The 19,327-nt window shown below is 57.1% G+C and carries 17 protein-coding genes; 5 read left to right on the plus strand and 12 right to left on the minus strand.

Features of this window, described 5'->3' with window-relative positions; translation table 11 throughout:
• Positions 1-96: 96 nt before the first annotated feature.
• Complete coding sequence (gene xylA, locus O2597_RS03280) at positions 97-1,404, minus strand: xylose isomerase (protein ID WP_269522760.1); 1,308 nt, start codon at positions 1,402-1,404, stop codon at positions 97-99.
• A gap of 111 nt (positions 1,405-1,515) precedes the next feature.
• Here xylA and O2597_RS03285 point away from each other — a divergent pair, with 111 nt between their 5' ends.
• Entirely contained in the window at positions 1,516-2,259 is a 744-nt protein-coding gene (locus O2597_RS03285) for an AraC family transcriptional regulator (protein WP_269522761.1), read from the plus strand.
• 208 nt (positions 2,260-2,467) lie between these two features.
• Here O2597_RS03285 and O2597_RS03290 read toward each other — a convergent pair whose 3' ends face one another.
• On the minus strand, positions 2,468-3,208 hold the full coding sequence (locus O2597_RS03290; protein ID WP_269522762.1) for a DEAD/DEAH box-containing ATP-dependent helicase: 741 nt from the start codon (positions 3,206-3,208) through the stop codon (positions 2,468-2,470).
• 2 nt (positions 3,209-3,210) lie between these two features.
• Positions 3,211-4,308, minus strand: a complete 1,098-nt coding sequence (gene aroC, locus O2597_RS03295; RefSeq protein ID WP_269522763.1) for a chorismate synthase — start codon at positions 4,306-4,308, stop codon at positions 3,211-3,213.
• Between the two features lie 211 nt (positions 4,309-4,519).
• On the opposite strand from aroC, the gene O2597_RS03300 reads away from it, so the two are divergent.
• Together O2597_RS03300 and hemN are read left to right on the plus strand one after the other, a co-directional pair.
• Positions 4,520-5,290: a DUF4197 domain-containing protein gene (locus O2597_RS03300; RefSeq protein ID WP_269522764.1), complete on the plus strand. Its 771-nt coding sequence runs from the start codon at positions 4,520-4,522 to the stop codon at positions 5,288-5,290.
• 186 nt (positions 5,291-5,476) lie between these two features.
• A complete protein-coding gene (gene hemN, locus O2597_RS03305; RefSeq protein ID WP_269522765.1) occupies positions 5,477-6,841 on the plus strand; it encodes an oxygen-independent coproporphyrinogen III oxidase in 1,365 nt (454 codons plus the stop codon).
• On the opposite strand, the gene O2597_RS03310 is transcribed toward hemN, so the two are convergent.
• Together O2597_RS03310 and O2597_RS03315 are read right to left on the minus strand one after the other, a co-directional pair.
• On the minus strand, positions 6,823-8,349 hold the full coding sequence (locus O2597_RS03310) for an FAD-dependent oxidoreductase (RefSeq protein WP_269522766.1): 1,527 nt from the start codon (positions 8,347-8,349) through the stop codon (positions 6,823-6,825). The genes hemN and O2597_RS03310 overlap by 19 nt on opposite strands.
• 224 nt (positions 8,350-8,573) lie before the next feature.
• Entirely contained in the window at positions 8,574-9,356 is a 783-nt protein-coding gene (locus tag O2597_RS03315) for a PEP-CTERM sorting domain-containing protein (RefSeq protein WP_269522767.1), read from the minus strand.
• Between the two features lie 123 nt (positions 9,357-9,479).
• Here O2597_RS03315 and O2597_RS03320 point away from each other — a divergent pair, with 123 nt between their 5' ends.
• Positions 9,480-10,286: a helix-turn-helix transcriptional regulator gene (locus tag O2597_RS03320; RefSeq protein ID WP_269522768.1), complete on the plus strand. Its 807-nt coding sequence runs from the start codon at positions 9,480-9,482 to the stop codon at positions 10,284-10,286.
• A gap of 255 nt (positions 10,287-10,541) precedes the next feature.
• Here O2597_RS03320 and O2597_RS03325 read toward each other — a convergent pair whose 3' ends face one another.
• Both O2597_RS03325 and O2597_RS03330 read right to left on the minus strand, forming a co-directional pair.
• A complete protein-coding gene (locus O2597_RS03325) occupies positions 10,542-11,453 on the minus strand; it encodes a phosphorylase family protein (protein ID WP_269522769.1) in 912 nt (303 codons plus the stop codon).
• Between the two features lie 115 nt (positions 11,454-11,568).
• A complete protein-coding gene (locus O2597_RS03330; protein ID WP_269522770.1) occupies positions 11,569-12,075 on the minus strand; it encodes a hypothetical protein in 507 nt (168 codons plus the stop codon).
• Between the two features lie 248 nt (positions 12,076-12,323).
• On the opposite strand from O2597_RS03330, the gene O2597_RS03335 reads away from it, so the two are divergent.
• On the plus strand, positions 12,324-13,604 hold the full coding sequence (locus O2597_RS03335; protein WP_269522771.1) for a hypothetical protein: 1,281 nt from the start codon (positions 12,324-12,326) through the stop codon (positions 13,602-13,604).
• A 759-nt stretch (positions 13,605-14,363) separates the two neighbouring features.
• Here O2597_RS03335 and O2597_RS03340 read toward each other — a convergent pair.
• From O2597_RS03340 to O2597_RS03360, 5 genes are all read right to left on the minus strand, one after another.
• Positions 14,364-16,793, minus strand: coding sequence for a heavy metal translocating P-type ATPase (locus tag O2597_RS03340; RefSeq protein WP_269522772.1), 2,430 nt, complete (start codon positions 16,791-16,793; stop codon positions 14,364-14,366).
• 50 nt (positions 16,794-16,843) lie between these two features.
• Entirely contained in the window at positions 16,844-17,023 is a 180-nt protein-coding gene (locus O2597_RS03345) for a hypothetical protein (protein ID WP_269522773.1), read from the minus strand.
• A complete protein-coding gene (gene ccoG, locus O2597_RS03350; protein ID WP_269522774.1) occupies positions 17,020-18,453 on the minus strand; it encodes a cytochrome c oxidase accessory protein CcoG in 1,434 nt (477 codons plus the stop codon). Before ccoG ends, O2597_RS03345 begins: the two co-directional genes overlap by 4 nt.
• 107 nt (positions 18,454-18,560) lie before the next feature.
• A complete protein-coding gene (locus O2597_RS03355) occupies positions 18,561-19,142 on the minus strand; it encodes a cbb3-type cytochrome c oxidase N-terminal domain-containing protein (protein WP_269522775.1) in 582 nt (193 codons plus the stop codon).
• Entirely contained in the window at positions 19,139-19,327 is a 189-nt protein-coding gene (locus O2597_RS03360) for a hypothetical protein (RefSeq protein ID WP_269522776.1), read from the minus strand. Before O2597_RS03360 ends, O2597_RS03355 begins: the two co-directional genes overlap by 4 nt.

Consider the following 19,327-nt stretch of genomic DNA (forward strand, 5'->3'; position numbering starts at 1 on the left):
GAAAGTCGCTTCGAATTCAGTGTTTTCGGTAGCGAAGCCGCTGACATGGCTTCGCTACCTTAACCTAGATAGTTTTTTGAAGGTATCGGAGTCGAATTAGATGAACTCGTTGATCAAGTTTTCGAGCATCTCCTGACGACCGCTGGTAAGTGTCGGTTCGCCACCGTTCAGTGCGAGTTTTTCCAGCTCGTCAAAGCTGCAGGCCCCGGATTCGATCTTCTTGCCCAGCTCCGAATCGAAACTGCTGTAGCGCTTCTGGACAAAGTCGGCGAGGCGGCCGTCTTCGCGGATGGCGTGGGCGATTTTCAGACCGCGGGCGAAGGTATCCATACCACCTATATGAGCATGGATCAGATCCAGAGGATCATGCGATTCGCGGCGGCGTTTGGCGTCAAAGTTGAGGCCGCCGGTTTTGAAGCCGCCCATTCCGAGTACCACCATCATTACCTGTGTGGTTCCGTAGATATCGGTCGGGAACTGGTCGGTGTCCCACCCAATCAGCGGGTCCCCGCGGTTGGCGTCGATGCTGCCCAGCATGCCCGCGTTGGCCGCCACGGTCAATTCGTGCTCCATGGTATGTCCGGCGAGGGTGGCGTGATTGGTTTCGATATTGAGGCGGAACTTGTCCATCAGTCCGTACTCGCGCAGGAAGTTCAGGCAGGCCGCGGCGTCACTATCGTACTGGTGGGTGGAGGGCTCACGTGGTTTCGGTTCGATGTAGAAGGGGCCTTCAAAGCCGATCTTCTTGGCGTGATCGACGGCCATGTGCAGAAATGCGGCAAGATGGTCGAGCTCACGTTTCATGTTCGTGTTGAGCAGGCTGGCATAGCCTTCACGTCCTCCCCAGAAGGTGTAGCCCAGACCGTCCAGTTCCTTCGTGCATTCCATGGCCTTCTTGACCTGGGCTGCCGCGTAGGTGAAGGCATTCAGGTCCGGAGACGTGGCGCCGCCGTGTGCATAGCGCGGGTGGGAAAAGAGGCAGGCCGTTCCCCATAGGAGCTTCACGCCAGTCTCGGCTTGCTTCTCCTTGAGTTTGGCAACCACAGCGTCCAGTGCCTTGTTGGAGGCCGCCAGGTCGTTGAGCTCCGGAGCAATATCGCGGTCGTGCCAGCAGTAGTACTCCATGCCCATGATTTCGAGAAACTCGAAGAAGACATCGACCCGCTTCAGCGCATTTTCAATGGAATTGGAGCCATCGTCCCATGGCGTCTGTGCGGTGCCTGCGCCGAATGGGTCGGCGAGTGCGTTGCGCATCGTGTGCCAGTAGGCCCCCGCAAAGCGCAGGTGCTCTTTCATGGATTTGCCGTCAACCAGCTCCTCAGGGTTGTAATGCTTGAAGGCAAGCGGGTTCTTGGATTCGGGGCCTTCGTATTGGACCTTTTCGCAGTTGAAGTATTTTTGCATAACAGGGGTGGGTTTGGGTTTGTTTCGGTGAGAATACGGCGTGAATTCTAGCATATAATCTCCGAGAATGGAATTGCATGTGCGTTCAATAAATGTGCAGAATCGGTCAAAATGAGTGCTTTCTTACAAGATGGCTCCACTGTGCTGGAGGATTCGCTTGAGGCACTGCTTGAGCTGTATGATGAACTCAACGATGTACTCTTCTGGATCAAGGACAGGGAACTGAGGATAGTCGCCTTGAACCGGGCCTTTGCGGATCGCGTGAAGCGCGAGCCGGCACAAATACTTGGAAAGACGGATGCAGACCTCTATTACCCCGAACTGGCCCGTGTCTTTATGGAAGACGATCAAGCGATCATGAGGACCGGTCGGCCGATCCGGCGCAAAGTGGAACTCCTCACGACCAGTTATGGGGGAATCGAATGGCGGACGACCACCAAGTTGCCCATTCGGAATCGGGCAGGGGAGGTGGTGGGCACTTCAGGCTTGTCCCGCCCGCTCATCGGCCCGGTCGAGGCGCTACCGGACCAGTTCCGCGCTTTCGCAGGAATCGTGGAATATGCCCGCACCCATCTTCGTGACGGTGTCACCGTTGTGGACCTGGCGCACTTCGCCGGGATGTCGGTTTCGACCCTGGGCCGCCGCTTTCGCGAGCATTTGCGGCTCGCCCCCTCCGAATTTCTTTCGCAGCTGAGAATCTCGCATGCCTGCCAGCTATTGGCGGATTCCCCTCTCAATGTCAGCGAGATCGGATTCGAGTGTGGTTTTGAAAACGCGGCGGCCTTTTCAAGGGCCTTCCGGATGCAAATGCGCCTCTCACCCTCGGCTTACCGGAGAGGAGAGTTCCCGGGCTGAGTGTATTCACGGCCGGCTTCGACGTGTCTGTTTTTTTCCTGACCGATCCGTTTGCTGGCAGCCAGTCTTGCGTATTGGGATTCGGCTATGGATCTCTATTGAAGCTTGCCGTTAAGCCTACCTCAATGTTGTGCGAACCTATGCGGATCGAAACGTTCGGCTTGGCGATGATTCCAAGTCAGTACTGTATGCATCCACTCGCCCGATGTTATTCCGCTTTCAACCACTTCCGGATATCCGGTACCGGGTAGGCGCGTTGACCGCTTTCAAGCCGTTCGATGTACTTATCCGGCTTTTGGTCTTCGGGCAGCTCGTCACCTTCCAGTCCGTCCTCCTCGATCGGAATGAGCGTATCGAAGAAGAGGGACAAACGGCGGGCTTCCGGGTTCAGCACTTCGGGGGGATTGGGGACGCGGCCACGCTTGACCAGAATGAAACGGCAAGGGTAGCAGAGCTTACGATAGCGCTCCTCGAAAGACTGGACCCATTTGTTGTCGACCTCTTCACGACGGTTGAGCAGGACGACATCGGAAAAATGGATGCAGGCATCGAACCAGGCCTGGGCCTTGGGTTCGGCCATAAGAAAGCTGCTATGCACGACGGTCAGGATGCGGCCCAGTTCGCATTGGTTGTGACTTGACCAGTTTTGCAGGGCTTCCGCCACATCGGCCGGATCACTGTCGCCGGGGGCGATGAAGAGGATGGTTTCGGGGGCCGCCGTGATCTTGCCATGGGCCACTTTTCCGTCCTTCAACTGCCAGGGAACGACCGATACATTGTCCAGCGCTTCGATCTGTTCATCATGGGCCGCGGCGGCTTCGCCCTCCGGCTTGAAATAGAGGACTTGTGAGCCGGGAGCGACTCCTCCCTCGATCAAGTCGAACAGCACTTCGCGGCGTCCGGAACCGGGTATGCCGTAGATGAGATAAACGATAGGTGATTCGGACATGGCTAGGAACCTTGAACATCGAACGCCTCGCACTGGGCCTTGTGGCGCATCCAGTGGTCGACGAGTACGAGTGCGGCCATGGATTCGACAATGGGCACGGCACGGGGCACGACGCAGGGGTCGTGGCGTCCACGGCCCATCAGTTCGGTCTCATTGCCGTCCTTATCAACTGTGGCCTGCTTCTGGATGAGGGTGGCCGTGGGCTTGAAGGCGACGCGGAAGACCAGTTCCTCCCCGTTGCTGATGCCGCCCTGGACACCGCCGGAGCGGTTGGTGGCGGTGCCGACCTTGCCGTCCTTGTTGACGAAGATATCGTTGTGTTCGGAGCCCTTCATCAGGCTGCCGTCGAAGCCGCTGCCGACCTCGAAGGCCTTGGTGGCGGGCAGGGAGAGCATGGCCTTGGCGAGATCCGCTTCGAGACGGTCAAAGACCGGTACGCCGAGGCCGACCGGCAGATTGCGCACGCGGCACTCGATCAGGCCGCCGACCGAGTCGCCTTCGGCCCGGACCTCGCGGATGCGATCGGCCATCTTTTCGGCGGCTACCGGGTCGGGGCAGCGCACCGGGTTGGCTTCCACCTGTTCCAATGTGGGAAAGTCAGTGATGGTGGCTTCGATGTCGTGTACCCGTGTAATGTAGGCGCGGATTTCGATATCGCCGGCCAATTTCAGGATCTTCTTGGCGATGGCGCCTGCGGCCACGCGGCCGATGGTTTCACGGGCAGAAGAGCGGCCGCCACCCTCATGGTTGCGGATGCCGAATTTGGTCTGGTAAGTGAAGTCTGCGTGGGAGGGGCGGAACTTGTCCTTCATCTCCGAATAGGCGGACGGACGCTGGTCTCCATTGGGGACATAGATGGCGATCGGTGTGCCGAGCGTCAGGCCTTCGTAGACGCCGGAGACGATGCTGGCGGTGTCGCTTTCCTTGCGGGGCGTGGTGATATCGCTTTGGCCGGGACGGCGGCGGTCCAGTTCAAACTGGATTTCCTCGACGGACAGGGGCAGGCGCGGCGGGCAGCCGTCAATCACGACGCCGATGCCGCCCCCGTGGCTTTCGCCCCAGGTCGAGATACGAAAAAGTGTTCCGAAGGTATTACCCATCGGACGAATCCAAGGGTTCCCGCGGCGGAAGTCAACGCCAGCGAACGCGTGTTCTTCGGCGATGGATGATGCAAAGCCGACACAGAATAGTTTTTGACAGAATCATTTCTATCATGGGTTTGGGGACTTGCGTCCCAGGGGAAGAGGCAAAACCTTGCTGCATTGACCGTTTGGAGTTCGCTATTTGCCCATGCTTCGCTTGGATATACGTATGAGATACCTCTCCATTACAGTCCTGTCTCTTTTGCCTCTGGCCGTGGTTCACGCCGATTTTTCCTCTTGGAAGGACAAGGCGCTGTCGGTTTTCCGGGAAGCCGAGCCTGAGTTGACCGGCACCGCATTTAGCAGTGCCGAAGATTTGGCCAAGGCCTTGCGTGAAGCCCTTGCGGTTTCCGCCGAACGGGCATTGACCGAACTGAGCCAGGCGGGGGGCTTTGCGGACTCGGATGCTTACCGTATCCCCTTGCCGAAATCGGTCGAAAGCCTGCGCAAGCCATTGAGTCTGGTGAAGCGTGAAGACCTGCTGGATAACTTTCAGGCGACCCTTAACCGTGCCGCGGAGAAGGGGGTGGAGTCCTCGCCGGTTGTGGTCAAGCACGCGATCGAGACGCTGACACTGGAGGATCTCAACGAACTGTGGAAGGGGGAGGACGATGCCATCACCCGTTTTCTTGAAAAGAAGTCGCGAGACGAGTTGGCGATTCAAATGTTGCCCCTGATCAGCGAAGCGACCGAGGCCTCGGGCGCGACCCGCAGTTACAAGGCGCTGCAGTCGGCGCTTCCGGAAGAGGGGGATGGGAGTTTTCTGGGGAAGGTCAGCACCTGGACCGGGATCGGGGCCAAGGACTTCGATCTCGACGACTATGTGAACGAAAAGGCCCTGGACGCACTCTTCGCGGCCATGGCGGCCGAGGAGAAAGCGATTCGCGAAGATCCCGCAGCCCAGACGACCAAGCTCTTGAAGCAGCTGTTCGGGAAGTAGGGGTGGGTAAAACGTCTGCACTCGTGGTGTGTGCGCTTGTCGCACGCTTTGCGGAGTTGCTCGCATGATGAATGATGAGTCGGGGCGCCCGACAAGCGGGCACGCCACGGATGGAGATGAAAGGGCGATTTTTGCCTGAAATGATTTTGCTTCCCCGACGCGATCTCCTGTATTTTAGGTGTTTCCATGCAGCTCTCTGAACAGGACCTCTTGCTAATTGATAAGTATAACCGGCCGGGGCCGCGTTATACCAGTTACCCGCCCGCCAACCACTTCAAGGAATATGCCGATCCGGCTCCTTTGCTGCGCTCGGCTGCGGAGAGTGACCGTCCCTTGTCGCTGTATTTTCACCTGCCGTTTTGCGAGACGCTGTGCTGGTTCTGCGGTTGCCATATGATTCCGACGCTCGACCGGAGCAAGGCGACCGACTATCTGGACCTGCTGGAGCAGGAACTGGAACTGTTTGCCAAGCACCTGCGGCCGGGGCGCGAAGCCGTGCAGCTGCACTTTGGTGGGGGGACCCCGAATTTCTTTGGTCCGGAACAGATCGACCGCCTGGCGGCGATGATTGACCGACACTTTAACTTCACCGCAGATGCGGAGAAATCGGTCGAGTTGGATCCCCGGCGGCTGAGCCGTGCGCATGTCGAGGCCTTCGCCCGCATGGGAGTTAGCCGTGCGTCCTTCGGGGTGCAGGACAGTAACCCGGAGGTGCAGAAAGTCATTCACCGGGTACAGCCGCAGTCCATGAATGTCGAAGCCATGCAGATGCTGCGCGACAACGGTTTCGAGTCGGTCAACCTCGACCTGATCTACGGCCTGCCGTTGCAGACACCCGAGAGTTTCGACCGTACCCTCGACGAGGTCCTGGAACTGAAGCCGGATCGTTTTGCCATCTTCAATTACGCCCACGTGCCCTGGATGCGTCCCGCCCAGAAACTGTTGGAGCGGGCCGGCCTGCCGGATGCGAAGACCAAGCTCGAGCTACTCAAACTCTGCATCGAGCGGCTGACCGCGGAAGGCTACGTTTACATCGGGATGGACCACTTTGCGCTTCCGGACGACGAGCTGGTCAAGGCACAGCGGGAGCATTCACTTCAGCGGAACTTCCAGGGCTACAGCACGCGCGCCGGCGTTGAGATCTGTGGTTTCGGCATCTCAAGCATTTCGCAGGGGCCGAACGGCTACCGTCAGAACGAGAAGGACATCGAAAGCTACCGCGCGCGTCTGGCCCAGGGGGAGCTGCCGATCACCAAGGGCTACGAAAGCACGGAGGAGGACAAATTACGCGCCGATGTGATCATGCGCCTGATGTGTGATCTGTCGCTCGATTTCAAGGCCTTCGGTGAGCGCTGGGGGATCGATTTCCGGGAGCACTTCGCCGAGGCTTTGAGCCAGTTGGAAGGCCCCGCTTCGGACGGGCTGATCGAATGGACGGCTGCAGGACTGGCTGTGACCGAGCGCGGACGTCTCTTTATCCGCAATCTTGCCATGTGCTTTGACGCCTATCTGGAACCGGCCGCGACCGGGCGCTATTCGCGCACGGTCTGAACGGGCACTTCCAGAATTTGGCCGGCCTTGAGTAGGCGGTTCCGCAGCTTCGTATATTCGATGGATTGCACATCGACTTTCGCTTCGATGGCTTCCACTGCGGCGAGTGCGGCCGACTGACCGCAGATCATTTGCGTCCATTCCAAGCGAACCGACCCGTATCCGACATAGCTGCTGGAGAGTGCGGCCGGCACGAGCAGGTTGGTGCACTCGGAGGGCTTTGGCGTCATGGCCCGGTAACTGATCGGGAAGGGCACATACTCGTGCTCGAAGAAGAAGCCTTCATCGCGGACGACTCCATTCTCCACAATACGACGCGTGTGGTGTGCGTCGGGTGGCCACCAGGCGACGCCGATGGCATCTTCGGCTATTTCCTGACCTTTGGTCTGCGCTTCGGTGATCACATAGTCCGAACGCATGCGCCGTCCGGTGCGGATATAGAGCGAGCGCGGCCAGCCGTCATTGTCCGTGAACTCGTCAGCCGCGAGCCCCCATTTGGACCATTCCTCTTGTAAGGATTTCGGCACCGCCGGGTCGTTGCAGAGGAACCAATACAGGCCCTCAATAAAATCCTTATGGTAGTCGTAGATCGCTTGCCGCTCGGCATCGCTGCCATCCGGCCACCCATGGTTGTAACCATAGAGGTTCCCGGATAAATCATGCCAGCTGCCCAGATCGGTTTTCCCCTTGGGTAACTTGATGATCGGGGTGAACAGTGTCCCACCGGCAGCGAGGTAGCGACGGTAGATTTCGTAGTTGGCCGGATCGTAGTTGGCCGGTTTTTGAAAGGGGATCTGGTTGTCCGGATCCTGCGTCAGGCACTGGCGGAAGCAGAAGCCCATGATACTCTTGTCGCCGTCGCCCGGATTGCCTTTCGGCGTATCCTGAACCGTTGCGATCAATCCGCTGCCGGGGTCGCCGGGAATGATGTAAGGGTCAACATCGACCTCGAACTGGCGGAAACTGGTTTCCCGAATCCCGTTCAGGCTTTCACCGTAAGTGGCGTTGCCTTCACGGCCGGTTGCGAAGGAGACACCGGCCCATTTCATCAGGTCGCCTTCGATGGTGGCGTCGATAAAGACGTCTGCCCGGAAACGCTTGCCACTCTCCGTTTCGATTTCGCAAATACGGCTTCCGTCTTTGCTGACTGCACTGTAGCGCTCAGCCAGTCGTTCATTCCGGAAGACCTCGATATTTGCTTCGACGAGCCATTCCTCGATCACTTGCTCGGCGACATGGCATTCGAATTTAGAGGTGAATGCTTCGCCGTATTTCGCCCCGACCCGCTGATAAAACTCGCGCGATAACCCACCGATCACGAGCTGGTTCTGCGTGCCGTTGTTATTGATATCCTGACTGCCGAGTCCTTCGACCAGCATGCCGCCGATGTGCCGGCTAGTCGCAATCAGCACGACCGATTTGCCTGCAGCCTTGGCTTGGAGCGCTGCGGTTAGGCCGGCGGGGGAGGCTCCATAAACGCAAATATCCTTTTCAATCATCGAAGACATACATCTACCTGCAAGGGTATCGGTTTGCTTTTTATCTGGAGGGCGGTGCTTCCGCCTTCGCTTCTTGAGCTACGGCGGACATGCTGTCACCGCCGAACGTAGTCTATTCTTGGTTTCGTCGTGTCAGCGCGGTTGCGATCCCGCTCTGCGGGACAACCCTCCAACTTTTTAGACAGCTTGTTAGGCTCGGGACAGAACCGGGCTTCTTGATTCAGATGATCCGACTAAGCGCGACGACGGCGATAGGCTACGAGTAGCAAAGCAAGTCCACCTGCTACTGCTGCATAGGTACTCGGTTCCGGTACGGCAATAATCTCTAGCGATGTCAGCACGCCGATGTAGGAATCGCTGTTGGAAAGCAAAGAGAAGGTATCGTTGGTTCCATCAATTGTAAATGTGCCGCTGATATAGTTGTCGCCGTAGGACCAACCGCTAACTGCCTTGGAATTGATGATTGTGCCGATCGAATAACTGGAGAAATCAGTAATCGCATTACTGCTGACGCCTGCGTAAATGTTGAAGTCGATGGTGGAGTTGACTGTTTGGTCGCCTCGGAATGAGGTTACATAGAATACATACTCCCCTGCATCCAGGCCTGTTATGGAAAGGCCGATGCCGGCGCTGATACTGCTGTCTCGCACTGCATTGCCTTCGCCGAGTTCGGAATCAAAGAGGGCGAGTAGATCCGCATCAACCCCCCCCGAAATGTTGTAATTCGCCGACTTTGTTGCGATGCCATAATCCAGTGTTGTGCCAGTTGCGGTGGTGGTGGATCCAAAATCAATCGCTAGGTCGGTTGCATTGCCGAATTCGTCTTCGATCCCGGATGCGGCATCCTGATACAGATTAATCCAATTTGTGCCGGTCGAGTCACCTGCGTTGTGACCCGGAGAATTGCTGCCTGCGTAAATCTTACTGGTATAGCCGAAATTGATCAGGATGTTTTCGGCGGAAAGCGAGGAAGCTGCGATGCCGGTTGCGAGAAGCGCTAGGGAGATTTTTTTCATATGTTGGGAGGGTTCTAGGATGGATTCTTAGACTGCCAGACTACCATATGCGTCATTTTTGACTACCGATGTGAATGCCGGTTTATATGGACAAAACATAGATTTGTGTGCAGCCTTGCTTAGATGGAAACATCTTATCGGACCATGCTGGGGCAGCTTTTGAGGAGTCGTCTGAGCTTAGAGCAGGTGCGTCATGAGCAGTTTCCGACCGGATTTTCACCCTCCGGGCAGATCGTGCCTTCCTGTCGTTTCATCCTCTTTATGGCGGGACCTGTGGTCTATCAGGTGGAAGGGGATGAGGTGACTTTTGACGAAGGTTCGGTTGTCTTTGTGCCGCCCTGGATCTGGCGAGACTGGAAGGTGGTGGGGGACACGCCTGCCGAGTTGCTCTGGACTGTTTTCAGAGCGAGCGAGCGTATTTTTCATCCCTTCGATCAGTTGATCTCGAATCGACCGGCCGATTTTTCCCTCCTTCGGGCGGGGATGGAACGCATCTTTACCCTCAATCCGGAGAAGGAGAAATACGATTTACTCATGGAGGGGGAACTGAAAGCCGTCCTCGCACGTTTTTTCCTTAACCTGCCGGAGCCGGCAATAGACAAGGAAGGAGTTTCCGGTCGGCATCCGGAAGTCGATTACTCAGTTCGCTGGTTGCAGGCGCACTACGATGTCCCCACCGCTTTGGCCGAGCTGCAGGAGCAGTTGACCCTCCATCCCGATTATTTCCGCGATCTCTTTCGCCGCCAGATCCACGAGAGCCCGAACCGCTATCTCACCACGCTCCGAATGCGTGCCGCGCGCTATTTCCTGAAGGATCCGACACTTAGCATCAAAGAAGTAGCCGCCCGCTGCGGTTATACGGATGCCTTGTATTTCAGCCGGGCTTACCGCAAGTTCTGGCACCATTCACCCAGTCAGGCGCGTGGATGAAAGGTTCACTGTCGTTTTGCGGGCAAGAACCGCGTTGGACATCGTGACACTGAACCCCTCCGTCTCCGCTTAGCGGAGCCACCTCCCCTCGTTGAGAGGAGGAGCTTTTACTTTGTCACCCACCTCAGTCACACGCGATCATCCCAGTACCTCCCCTGTCTAGGGAAGGGGGACCGCAGCGCGGTGCAGAGGTTTGGCTCCTGATGAGTTATGTCTCTTTCCGCCTTTTAGTGTATGGGAGACCTGAGTTTTTGTTTAGACGTCGGTGGTGTCGCCGTCCGGATCGAGATAGTTCCCCTCGAACGTGTCACCGGTGCTGCTGGGTTCGGGATCCATGGCTTCTTCCGGGATACGGGCGATGGTTTCCAGCACCACCGGAACCGTGAAGGCCGCGATGTTTTGAACGCTGGTCTGCATCTGTTCGAAGGTGAAGGGGCGCACTCCGACCGCCGGATTGGAGATGGAGCAGATCGAGCCGTAGCGGATGCCGAACTGGCGGGCATAGACGATACAGGTTGCCTGGTTCATACTGGTGAGTTCGCCACCGAGCTGGCCCATGGCGCGGATCTCGGCCGGGCTTTCGAAACGGGCCGGGGCAAATTGGAAAAAGGTGCCGGTGTCCCGGATCTGGCCCTTGTAGCCGGTGGCTTCCTTTCGCTTATGTGCTTCATCGATAAGTAGCGCGCGAATGGACGGACTGAGCGGCACTTCAAAGTTTGGGAAGATGCCAGGGCGGCTATGACCGGAGGCGGCCAGCACGTCGTTGGGACGCTCGGCCCGGAATTCCATGAAGTCGTCAATCATGACGATGTCGTCGAAATCCAGTTTGGGATCGATGCCTCCCGAAGTGGCACCGCCGATGGCATGAGTGACACCAAGTTCGTAGAGTGCAGTCCAAGTGCGAACATGGTACATGTCGTCTGCTTCGCCCGGCTTTTTGTCCAAGAGTCCGTACACCGGGATATAGTAGAAGGGCACCCCTTTGTATTTCATCTTATAGATGGTGGGGCTGGGGCCCGCCTTGGTTTCAAAGGCGAAACTGCCGAGCTTTTCAACCATGCCATCGCCGAACTCGAGCGGTGTGCCGAAGCTGGTGCCGCCGACCACGGCGATGAAGATTGCCGGATCCTTGGGAGCTTCCGGTTGTTGTGCGAAGACACTGCTCATAGCTGCTAGAAATGAGAGAATGGATGTGATGAATCGATGATTTTTCATGAAGTTTAGGTTTATTCGTGAATTTGCCTAGCAGCGAGGCTGCCAATTTGCAGGAGGGCTTGGCCCCTTACCACGAAGGCCTGATTGAGAACATGGATAAGGGCAGTTCCAATTGAGGGTCGTAGAGGTCGTCTGTCTTGCCCGTACGATCGCTCTTCGAGTTGTTCTCTTGCTTTGCTTCGGGAACTTCAAATGCTTTGGAGGTCAATTGACGGATGCCCTCCATGTCCAAATCGCCCTCATCCCAGATGTCGTCCCAGTAGCGTTCCAGTTTTTCGCCGGCAGGCGAGGATTGTTCCTTGCTGGAGTAGAGCGTTCCCAGATGTTTGAGGTCGATCTTCCAGTCCCAGTTCTCTTTGTTTCGAACGACGCCGTACATCGGTGCCTGCTTCGTCTCCCGGCCATAGAGCTGGTAACTGATACTCAAGGGGTCGTCGAAAGGCTCACTCGCGATCTTGATGTGCGAGCGTTCGTTTATAGGCATGGTGACAACTGCCTTGCAGCCGAGACCTCCGTAGAGAAGCCATGTGCCGAGGAGTAAGTCGATTGCCAGTCGATCCAATCCAAACCCCATGGCTAAATGTATCGCAGAGGTGCATTGGAGTCGAACCTTTCTGAGCGATTCGATCTACTGTTGTGTCGGCGACTCGATTCTCTGGGGGGTCTGCTTCGAGTCGGGTCTGAGGGGGAAGGTTCATGCCGGCGCGATCTTGTTGTGGATTATCAGATTGCTGCGTATGAGAGCTTAAAGTTTTCGATAAAACGCCTTTGGGCGTGCTTCGAATTTGAGAATTGATCGCTACCCAATACATTCTTCGGGCTATGCTTCGTCAGGTATTGCTCCACTTGCTTTTTCTTGCCGCTTGCCTGCATCCGCTTGCCGCGATCCAGATCGTATTGAACTACGATTATGACTCGGAAGGTTTTTTCGATCAAGCCGGAGCGAAGGAAGCGATGCGTGCGGTTGCGGATTACTATGAAGCACTGCTTCATGATGAGTTGGCTGCGATCACCCCTGAAGGAAGCAATACTTGGACCGCATATTTTTACCACCCTGGAAATGGAGATTTGGTTGCCATCAATGATTTAGCCGTGCCTGCCAATACGCTGATCGTTTATGTCGGCGGCTATGATCTGGGTGTACCATTGGGACGGGGTGGACCCGGAGGCTATTGGCTCTCGGGCACTTCATCTTTTGGTGAAGCCGTTGTTGGGCGCGGGCAGGCTGGAGCACTCGGTGTTACGCCTACGGATTTTGGTCCTTGGGGCGGTGCGCTGACTTTCAGCACCGCCTATGACTGGAACTTTCTAATCGATGAGAGAGCTGGCGATTCGACTTTTGATTTTGTTGCCACGGCGCTTCATGAAATGGGACATTTGCTTGGGGTCGGCACCTCGGAATCCTGGGAAGCACAGATTGATGAAGCTGATTTGTTTCATGGTCCCAACAGTGTCGCTTCCTTCGGTGCGCCGGTACCCGTGCAGGAAGCTGCGGCCCCGAGTGAGAGTGACCCCAACCCGAATCACGGTCATTGGCAGAATGACGGAGTATGCCAGGCGCCGCTCGGCTATGATCCCGACAATCCATTAAATGTTTTAAGTCTGACTCACGGTTCATTCGGTGCGCCCCACGCCGTTGACCAGATTGCAAGGATGGACCCTTCGAGCTGCCCTTTCTATTCGAGCTCGATTCTAGTCATGACGGACCTCGACTTGGCTGGTCTGATTGATATCGGATGGGAATTGAAACCACCTTTGCAGATGGAGATTGTCCAGTTGATGCCGGGCGATTCTGATTTTGCCTGGCCATCCACAACGGGTTCAACCGTCTATTTGCAGCGATCGACCGATCTCAGCGCGGGGTGGACTGATGTGGGGACGAGTGTGCCGGGGGACGGAACCGTCTTGTATCTTTCGGATTCTTCGGCACCGCTAACGCAGGCTTTTTACCGCTTTAGCCCGACCTCAGCCACGGTTACGCTATCCGCGACAGTCGGGAACCTATTACAGTCCGGCAATGTGATGGAGGATGAAAGTGATCTGAGGGTGCAAAGTTATCGGGGCCCCATCATGGTCGATAGCTGCACGGCTTGCCGGCATTGAATGCTTTCCTCCGGTTGCTTCTCAAGACTCGGATTTGGTGCCCTCTGAGCGGCGGCTGGGACAGCCGCCCTCCCATTTTACGGACCGCGCCAATCCAGAAGAATCAGTTCTCCAGAATAGGGCCAATCCGAAGCAAATGGCACCAAGCCGGCACGTACCGGATTTTCCCTTACGTAGGCCCATGTTTCAGTATAATGGGCTCCAGTACGCATTTGAGTGTCCCAACAATCCGGTAGCCAGATGCCTGCCTGTGCAGGTAGGGCTCCAGACTCTGAAACCCGGCGTTTTACCCAAGTGCGTAGCGAAGACGGAGGGTAACGGCCTGGGGTGCAAAAAAGATGTATATGGTCCGGCATGATCACATAGTGGCCGACTCGCCAATGATCCGCACTTCTCCATGCCGAAACCAAGGCTTCATGCACCGGTTCGGATGCAAATAGTGGAACCCGGTTTTTCGCGGCAACTGTTACGAATAGAATATTCGAGCGTCCAGGTACCTCCAGCAATTCGTTATGAGAGGGCCGTGATCGTGTCCTTCGAACTCTCATACAAAGACTCTTTCAGATTAGCTGATTTTAGAAAACGTAAATAAAATTAGTATGCATATAGGGGGAGGGCGATTGTCCCCAATCGCTTCAGGTTATTGATCTGGGGCAGGATGCGTGCTCGCAAGATTCGGCTTGGGTGCCCTCTGCGCGGCGGCTGGGACAGCCGCCCTCCCGGAATGTCGTATAAGCGGCATACCGGCGCATTCAGTTCTTATCGATGTGAGCTCGTCCGTTTGCCGAGCCCCATCCACGCGAGCAATAGGGTGACGATGGAACTGATCGGCATGAGGATGGCTGCGAGCAGCGGGTGCATCAGGCCGGCGAGGCAGAGACTGACGGCAATCAGGTTATAGCACACGGCGGTGCTGAAGATCATCAGGACGGTGCGCCGTCGCTTCCGGGTGGTTTCGAAGAGCTCGGGGAGGCATCGAAGGCTGCGACCGAAAAAGAAGAAATCGGATGCGGCTTCGAGGATACTGCGGTCGACTACGGGAGTGCCCCGGCAGACGGCATGGTCGAAGGCAAGGCTGTCGTTGGCGCCATCCCCGATCATGAGTGCCCGTCCGGGTGCCTTGCTCCGGATCCAGTCGGATTTATCGGTCGGGCTGCACTGGGCCAGCACGGCATCCTCAGGGAGCGACAGTTCCTGTCCGATGCGTTGCACACGTTCCGGCGCATCTCCGCTGAGGATGGCAGTCTCCAATCCGTGCTGATGCAGGTACTGTACGACGTGGACCGCATCATCCCGGACATCTTCCTCGAATTCGAAGGATGTGATCAGGAGGCCATTCTGGCGGAGGACCGTATGGGCGTGGGCCGGCTGTGCTCCGTTCTTTGCCTGCCACGCTGGTTTTCCCAGGGTCCACAGGTTCCCCCCTCGATCCTTCCAGGAAACACCTTGGCCCACAGTTTCATCGAGCGCTTGCGCTGCAGATTCCGTTTTCTGCAGGACAGGATGATAGGCGAGCAGGGTTTCCCGGAGCGAGCGGGCCACCGGATGCGCATTGTCGCGGACCAGATGATAGAGGGCCTCTCCGGCAATCGGGTCCATATCCCGGATGCCGCTTTCGTCCTTCAGGCGGGGAACATCCATGGTCAGAGTCCCTGTTTTGTCGAAGACCACCGTTTTGACACGTTGGAGACGCTCCCAGATTTCCGGGGTTTTGATAAACAGGCCGTAGCGGCGGAGTCGGGCAATCGCGAGCTCTTCACACATGGGGAGTGCGACCCCCAGCGCGCAGGGACAGGAAACCACAAGCACGGATATGAGGACCTGGGTGGATTTGAGCAGGTCCCCGCTTGCCGCCAGCCATGCGAGGCCGCCCAGCACTGCGACGGCTAGTACTGTGGCGATGTAGCATTTGAGGATGGTCTGCAGCTTCCGGTCCTCAAAATCATTTGGCGGGCGTTGAAGCAACTGGGCCAGCAGGCTGTCGGTCCATGCTTCGCGGGCCCGGACCCGGATCGGCTGTAGGCCAATATTGATGCTTCCCGCCGGAAGGATGCGTTCCGCTGGCCATTCTACGGGTTCCGATTCCCCGTTGATCCATTCCAGACTGAGGCTCGCCTCTGTTTCCAGTAGGTCGGAAGCAACCGGGTTCAGTCCGCCGGGAGCGACAGTGAAGACTTGTCCTGTGTGGACCTCCGCGACCGGGATGCGTTCGCCATCGCGTGGGCCACCACTCAGGGTCACTTCGCGGGGACTGAAATCCTGCTTCTGCATCCGTGCCCTGTTTTGTTCCAGGGCAACTTCCTGCAGCCAACGTCCCACCAGCATGAGGAACACGAAGGTGGCGACAAAATCGAAATAGATCAGGTTGGTGTAGCCGCTGGCCCAACCCAGCAGGGATCCCGTATAGGCGGCCAGCAGCCCGATCGCGATGGGCAGGTCAATATGCAGCACGCGGGTACGCAGCGCCTGCACTGCCCGGTTGATGAAGTAGCCGCCGCCGACCACCAGGCTCAGGGTGGCAAAGCCGGCTCCCAGCAGCTGAAACAGCGGTGCCAGAAAAAACTCGCCTCCCATGCCCAGGTATCCCGGTAAGGTGAAGAGCATGGTATTCATCAGGAAAAAGGCGCAGAGGCCGATCCGGTTGACGAGTTGCCTGGAGCTGTTCCGGTTGCCGCTCTGCAGGGTGGAGGGACGCAGTCGGTAGCCGACCTTATGCAGCTCACGGGCAAATTGGTCGAGGCGGAAGACCCCGCTTTGCCAACGCAGGTTCAGAAGGCCTTCGCGCGGGTCGATGCGGATATCGAGCGCCCCGGGCAGTTGCCGGAAACAGGCCTCAATCAGCCAGACGCAACCGATGCAGCTGATGCCTTCGATTCCCAGTTCGGCGTTGGAAAAGCGCGGGTCGCCTTCGGTCTCCGACTGTGTTTGCAGGACTTCCAGCCACTCGCTTTCAGTCGTCTCAAAGACCTGTGATCCGACCGGGGGGAGGGCTTGTCGCCCCTTCAGTTCATAGAAGCGCTCCAAACCGCCCTCATGCAGCATCTGGCTTACATACTGACAGCCATGACAACAGAAGCGTTCGTCCGCTTTCGGAGTAAACGGGGTACCGCAATGCTCACATTCGGTGAGCCTTGTCCGGGCGTTTGTCGGCATCGTTGAATCGATGCCTCTGTCGCGTTTTCGCGGCATGTCTGGAGGGCTGGTTGAAAATACTTTGAGGGTGGGAGATGGCTGGCTCTCTAGGGATTGGATAAGGCGTTGTTGCCGGCATCCTGATTCGATGGTACGGGGATCATCTCGATCTTATTCTCGTTGGCGATGCGTATGAGTGTGATCCACCCCAGAATGACGAGGACAAAGGCCAGAATCACCGGGAGCCAGAGCGACCAGGCGAATTTCTTGTTCTTCTCTTCGCTCATGGGCTGTTGTCTCCGTCAGCTTCCTTTTGCTTCTTGTATTTCTGGAGCAGTTTCGGGTTGGGGCCGAGGAACTCGGCGTCCCGGTCCACCAAGGCTTCCCCGCTGTCCGAATCGAGGTGGATCTGTATGGGGAACGGGCCGGTGTATGCGTCGTGTGAGACACTGAGGATGACGGGGCGTACTTCTTCCCCGAGCGGAGGCACGAGGAGCCCGTCTTCGTTGCCCTGCGTTTCATAGGCCTGACCTTCGGCCGTGGTGCGGATGTGGTAGGTGTGGGCCTCGTTGGTCTTGTTGATCACTCGGACCATGTACTGGTTGCGGATCGTCGTATCGGTGATGAAATAGGGGGCTCCGGTCATGCGGACCACGTTCATGTTGACGCTGCGCAGTTGTCGTGCGGAGAGTGTGAAGGCCGTGGCGCCCAGCAGCATGAGGAATCCGTAGAGGAACAAACGGGGGCGGATGATGCGTCGTTTCTTGCCGGCCAGACCGTTGAGGGAGTCATAGCGCACCAGGCCCTTCGGGCGGTTGAGCTTGGTCATGACTGTATCGCAAGCGTCGATACAGTTCGCGCAGCCGATACATTCGATCTGCAGGCCCTGGCGTATGTCGATACCGGTCGGGCAGACCTGTACGCAGCGCAGACAGTCGATGCAATCGCCAAAGCCTTCTTTTTTGGCGGGGCCCCGAGGTTCGCCGCGGTTTTCGTCGTAGCCGATGACGATGGAGTCATCGTCGATCAATGCGGATTGGAGACGACCGTAGGGACAGATGATGAGACAGAGCTGTTCACGGAACCAGGAGAAATTAAAATACATGATGGCGGTCGCCACCATGACAAAGACAAAGGCGCCCCAGTGTTCGGCCGGGCTGTGCGTCATCCATTGATACAGGCCTGGGATCGAGATGAAGTAGGCCAGGAACATGTTCGCGATGCCAAAGGCGATCAGGACGAAGATACCGTGCTTGAGTACTCGTTTGACGACCTTCTCTGTGCTCCAGGGAGCCTTGTCGAGCTGGCGGCGCTTGGTGGCGTCGCCCTCAATCCAGCGTTCGACGCGCCGGAAGACATGCTCGAGGAAGACCGTTTGCGGGCAGGCCCAACCACACCAGACCCGGCCGAAGAGCGAGGTCAGGAAGAACAGGGAAAAGCCCAGCCCGGTGATGAAGAAGAAAGCCATCCACAGGTCCTGGGCGGCAAAGGTCAGTCCGAAGAGGTGGAAACGACGGTTGATGACATCGAGAAAGACGGCGGGGTGCCCATTGACCGGAATCCAGGGAAGCAGGACGTAAATGCCGATGAGCAGCAGGGCAAAGAGCCGGCGCCCCCGGGTGAACAGGCCGCTGACATCCGCGGGATGCAGAAAGAAACGCGAACCATCGCGGTTGATCGTGGTTACGGTTTCCCGGTTGGGACGGTTGGGTTTCATTTCATATATGAACGTCGAACATTGAACGTCCAGCGTTCAACATTGAATGTTTGCGTGATGTATTCCGAGTTCGATGTTCAAGCTTCGATGTTGGATGATTCGTCGAATCATTGATTCGGCGCCGCTTCCATGGTGGCGCGGTCGTTCTTGCTGAGTACGTAGGACACGACTTCCGCGATGCGCTTTTGTCCGAGCTGGGAGCCCCAGGCCTGCATGCCCTTGTCCTGGACGCCGTTGAAGATCGTATTGTAGATACTGGACGGTGCCGCACCGTGGACCCATTCCTCATCGACCAGGTTGAAGCCGATTCCGCCCTTCAAGTCCTTGCCATGGCAGGGAACGCAGTTGGCGGTAAAGGTGGCTTGTCCCGCGGTGACGAAGTTTGGGTTGGCCCGCATGTCCCAGAACATATCGTTATTACTCACGTCGATCGAGTTCTGGAGCTTGATCGCTGCGATAGCCGCAAGCTGCTCGTCGAGCGATTCTTTCTTACCGCCGCGGTAGGCATTCTGGTCCATCACGACCCAGTAAACGATGGCGAACAGGATCGCGATGAAGAGCGAGAGCAACCACCAGCGGGGCAAGCGCTGGTCGTATTCATGAATCCCGTCGTAGCTGTGCTCCTTGAGCACGACCCCCTCGGGCAGTTCCTCCTTGCTGAAATCGGTATGTTCTTCGTCGTGGTTCATTGTTGGTTCTCGCTAAGGGGGTGTTCGTTGTCGTCTCGGAGCGGCATGTTGGCCATATCGCGTACGGTCTGTTTGCGAAGCAGCAAGGTGCGGATGGAGATGGCGATGAAGACGCAGAAGGTCAGCCAGAAGGAGAGCATCGGCACGAAGCCGGTCCAGTTTTCGAAGATGATTCGTTTGAACAT

Origin of the sequence: Coraliomargarita parva (assembly GCF_027257905.1) — a bacterium.
GTDB classification, from domain to species: Bacteria; Verrucomicrobiota; Verrucomicrobiia; order Opitutales; family Coraliomargaritaceae; genus Coraliomargarita_A; species Coraliomargarita_A parva.

Excerpts from the sequence above, each read along its gene's own strand:
- xylA (WP_269522760.1), bottom strand. The coding sequence starts at position 1,404 with ATGCAAAAATACTTCAACTGCGAAAAGGTCCAATACGAAGGCCCCGAA.
- O2597_RS03285 (WP_269522761.1), top strand. The coding sequence starts at position 1,516 with ATGAGTGCTTTCTTACAAGATGGCTCCACTGTGCTGGAGGATTCGCTT.
- O2597_RS03290 (WP_269522762.1), bottom strand. The coding sequence starts at position 3,208 with ATGTCCGAATCACCTATCGTTTATCTCATCTACGGCATACCCGGTTCC.
- aroC (WP_269522763.1), bottom strand. The coding sequence starts at position 4,308 with ATGGGTAATACCTTCGGAACACTTTTTCGTATCTCGACCTGGGGCGAA.
- O2597_RS03300 (WP_269522764.1), top strand. The coding sequence starts at position 4,520 with ATGAGATACCTCTCCATTACAGTCCTGTCTCTTTTGCCTCTGGCCGTG.
- hemN (WP_269522765.1), top strand. The coding sequence starts at position 5,477 with ATGCAGCTCTCTGAACAGGACCTCTTGCTAATTGATAAGTATAACCGG.
- O2597_RS03310 (WP_269522766.1), bottom strand. The coding sequence starts at position 8,349 with ATGTCTTCGATGATTGAAAAGGATATTTGCGTTTATGGAGCCTCCCCC.
- O2597_RS03315 (WP_269522767.1), bottom strand. The coding sequence starts at position 9,356 with ATGAAAAAAATCTCCCTAGCGCTTCTCGCAACCGGCATCGCAGCTTCC.
- O2597_RS03320 (WP_269522768.1), top strand. The coding sequence starts at position 9,480 with ATGGAAACATCTTATCGGACCATGCTGGGGCAGCTTTTGAGGAGTCGT.
- O2597_RS03325 (WP_269522769.1), bottom strand. The coding sequence starts at position 11,453 with ATGAGCAGTGTCTTCGCACAACAACCGGAAGCTCCCAAGGATCCGGCA.
- O2597_RS03330 (WP_269522770.1), bottom strand. The coding sequence starts at position 12,075 with ATGGGGTTTGGATTGGATCGACTGGCAATCGACTTACTCCTCGGCACA.
- O2597_RS03335 (WP_269522771.1), top strand. The coding sequence starts at position 12,324 with ATGCTTCGTCAGGTATTGCTCCACTTGCTTTTTCTTGCCGCTTGCCTG.
- O2597_RS03340 (WP_269522772.1), bottom strand. The coding sequence starts at position 16,793 with ATGCCGCGAAAACGCGACAGAGGCATCGATTCAACGATGCCGACAAAC.
- O2597_RS03345 (WP_269522773.1), bottom strand. The coding sequence starts at position 17,023 with ATGAGCGAAGAGAAGAACAAGAAATTCGCCTGGTCGCTCTGGCTCCCG.
- ccoG (WP_269522774.1), bottom strand. The coding sequence starts at position 18,453 with ATGAAACCCAACCGTCCCAACCGGGAAACCGTAACCACGATCAACCGC.
- O2597_RS03355 (WP_269522775.1), bottom strand. The coding sequence starts at position 19,142 with ATGAACCACGACGAAGAACATACCGATTTCAGCAAGGAGGAACTGCCC.
- O2597_RS03360 (WP_269522776.1), bottom strand. The coding sequence starts at position 19,327 with ATGTTCAAACGAATCATCTTCGAAAACTGGACCGGCTTCGTGCCGATG.